The following is a 2772-nucleotide window of genomic DNA, read 5'->3' as shown; positions in this document are numbered from 1 at the left end:
CCCCCGGGCCCGAGCACCGCGGCGCGCCCGCCGGCGCCCAGCAGCCCCGTCGCCGTCAGCGCCGCCTCCCGTTCGAGCCGGGGCAGCTCCCGCTTCGAGACCCAGGTGACGACCGGGGGCATCGCGGCCCGGACCGCCTGGGTGGCCCGGAGCCAGCCGGGTACGTACACGGCGGCCCGGCGCCGTTCGACGGCCCGCACCATGCGCGCCGCCACGAAATCCACCGGATAGACCCTCCGGGCCGGCCTCGGCATGTGCCCCCGCAGTTCGCGCAGGACGGGGTGCTGGTCGGCGTCGCGGATCATGTCGGTGTCGGTCCAGTTCAGGTACCCGATGCCGACGCAGACGCCCTCGTGCGCGAGCTCGGCGCGCAGGGCGTGCGCGAACGACTCGACGCCGGCCTTGGAGGCGCAGTAGGCGCTCATCATGGGTGACGCCCCGATGGAGGCCAGCGAGGCGATCTGCAGGAAGTGCCCACGGGTCGCCCGCAGGTCCGGCAGGAAGGCACGCGCCGTGATCGCGCTGCCGATCAGATTGACCTCGATCACGCGGCGCCACAGCGCCGGGTCGGTCTCCGAGAACGGGCCGCCCTCGGCCACCCCGGCGTTCGCGATCACCACCGACACCGGCCCCAGCCGGTCCCGCACCTCGGCGGCCACCCGGGCCATCCCGTCGTCGTCGGTGATGTCGACCTCCCAGCACGCGGCCCGGCCGCCCAGCCTGTCCCGCACCTCGGCCAGGGTCGGTTCCTCCCGGCCGAGCAGGGCCACCGCGGCCCCGCGCCGGGTCAGTTCGAGCGCCATCGCCGCGCCGAGACCCCGGGCGGCGCCGGTCACGACGGCGGTACGGCCGTGCAGAGGACGTGCGGTGCCGGTCACGTGGTCCTCCTGGGGAAGGTGCCGCCGAGTCGGCGGTTCGTTCCTTTCACCATAGGCAGCGGACGCGGGAGGCGCCGCCGCGAGTCGCCGCGGCGGCGCGGTGCGGCGAGAGTGGAGGGGCGCAGCCGCACCGGGCGGAGGCGGCGGGCGAGGAGGAGACGGCCCATGGCGAAGGACAGGAAGCTCGGCAAGGACGACAAGGTCTCCTGGAGCAGCCACGGACAGACCGTGCCGGGGAAGGTCAAGAAGAAGATCACGAAGCGCACGGAGGCGGCGGGCCGTACCGTCGACGCCTCGAAGGACGCGCCCCAGTACGAGGTGGAGAGCGAGAAGACCGGCCGCAGGGCGGTCCACAAGCCGCAGTCCCTGCGCAAGCGCGGCAAGGACGCGTGACGGCCCGGCCTCGCACCCGGTGACCTGAGCACTCGCACGACCTGCGGCCGTCCGCCCGGCCTGCCAGGACGCCGACACGCGCGCCCCGGGGCGGTGGCCCCGGGCCGGCGCGCGCACGGTGTATTCAGGAGGGATGGGCACCGCGCGTTTCGCCGCACATCCCGGCCGGTCACGGGGAACGTACGACATACGGCTGGCCCTGCCGCTTTCGCTGATCGTCCTCGTCACCGTGGTGGACATCCTGGCGCCGCCCGAGGTCCACCTCGGGCCGTTCCTCGTCGCGGCTCCGGCCCTCACGGCGTCGTTCGCCGGACCCCGTACGACGGGTCTCATCGGCGCGCTCGCCGTGCTCGCCCAGGCGGTGGTCGCCGTCGTGCGGACCAGCCTGACCGACCTGAACCACTCCCTGCAGATCATCTCCCTCGTCCTCATCTCCCTCCTGGTCACCTTCCTCGCCCACCTGCGGGAACGGCACGAGCAGCAGCTCACCCAGCTCCGCTCGGTGGCCCGGGCCGCGCAGGAGGTCGTACTGCGGCCCCTTCCGCACCGGATCGGCCCGCTGCGGCTCGCCGCCGTCTACCTCGCCGCCGAGGCGGAGGCGCAGATCGGGGGAGACCTGTACGCGGCGGCGCGCACGACCGGGGGCTCCCGGTTCCTCATCGGCGACGTACGGGGCAAGGGGCTGGAAGCCATCGGAGAGGCGGCCCGCCTCCTCGGCGCCTTCCGGGCCGCCGCCCACTGGCAGCCCGAACTGCCCGTACTGACCGCCTACCTGGAGGCGGCGGTCTCCTCGGACCTGGACACGCCCGGCGACTACGCCGCCGACGGGGAGGGCGGCGGTGAGGCGTTCACGACCGCCGCCGTCCTCGACATCCCGGACCGCTCGTCGGTACTCGAGCTGATCAACTGCGGGCATCCCCCGCCGCTGCTCCTGCACGGCGGCGGCGTCACCGCGCTGGAAGTGGGCGAACAGGCGCCGCCGCTGGGGCTCACCGCGTTCATGACGACCGGGTTCGCCGCCCAGGACTTCCCCTTCGCGGCCGGGGACATCGCCCTGCTCTACACGGACGGCGTCATCGAGACCCGGGACCGGCACGGCACGTTCTACCCGCTGGCCGAGCGGGTCGCGGCGTGGTCCGGCGAGGGGCCCGAGGCCCTGCTCCGGCACCTGTGCGACGACCTGCGCCGCCACGCCGGCGGCCACCTCGGGGACGACGCGGCGCTGGTGGCGATCGAACGGGAGCGGTGACGGGGAGGAGCGGGCCGGGCTCGACGCGCGGTGCGGGGGACTCGCGCCCGGCCGCCGCCCGCCGGGCCCACGCACAAGCCCCGCCTGAGCCGCCGCGGGTGCGGGCGTCCGCGTTCGCCCTCGGACGTGTGGCGTCGGCGGGCGAGGGCAGTCGCTGCGGGAGAAGGTGAGTGTTGATTTCCGTCACCCGACGGCCGAAGGCAGGAGGCCAGCCATGACGCATCCGTACCCCGACCCGGTGCGGCCGTCGCC

General features: G+C 74.7%; 3 protein-coding genes. 2 read left to right on the top strand and 1 reads right to left on the bottom strand.

From position 1 onward, the window contains the following. Positions 1-878: SDR family oxidoreductase (locus tag E2E34_RS33195; RefSeq protein WP_138905544.1), on the bottom strand; the 878-nt coding region annotated here is incomplete at its 3' end. Positions 879-1043: 165 nt separating this feature from the next. Here E2E34_RS33195 and E2E34_RS33190 point away from each other — a divergent pair. After that, on the top strand, positions 1044-1271 hold the full coding sequence (locus E2E34_RS33190) for a hypervirulence associated TUDOR domain-containing protein (protein ID WP_138905543.1): 228 nt from the start codon (positions 1044-1046) through the stop codon (positions 1269-1271). A gap of 133 nt (positions 1272-1404) precedes the next feature. After that, positions 1405-2520, top strand: coding sequence for a PP2C family protein-serine/threonine phosphatase (locus E2E34_RS33185; protein ID WP_138905542.1), 1116 nt, complete (start codon positions 1405-1407; stop codon positions 2518-2520). Positions 2521-2772: the final 252 nt, after the last annotated feature.

The organism is Streptomyces albidochromogenes (assembly GCF_005981925.1).
Lineage (GTDB): Bacteria > Actinomycetota > Actinomycetes > Streptomycetales > Streptomycetaceae > Streptomyces > Streptomyces albidochromogenes.
This window is presented reverse-complemented; position numbering and strand designations above follow the sequence as displayed.

What these genes read in the sequence shown, in the direction of transcription:
- E2E34_RS33190 (WP_138905543.1), top strand. Translation starts at nt 1,044, where the DNA reads ATGGCGAAGGACAGGAAGCTCGGCAAGGACGACAAGGTCTCCTGGAGC.
- E2E34_RS33185 (WP_138905542.1), top strand. Translation starts at nt 1,405, where the DNA reads ATGGGCACCGCGCGTTTCGCCGCACATCCCGGCCGGTCACGGGGAACG.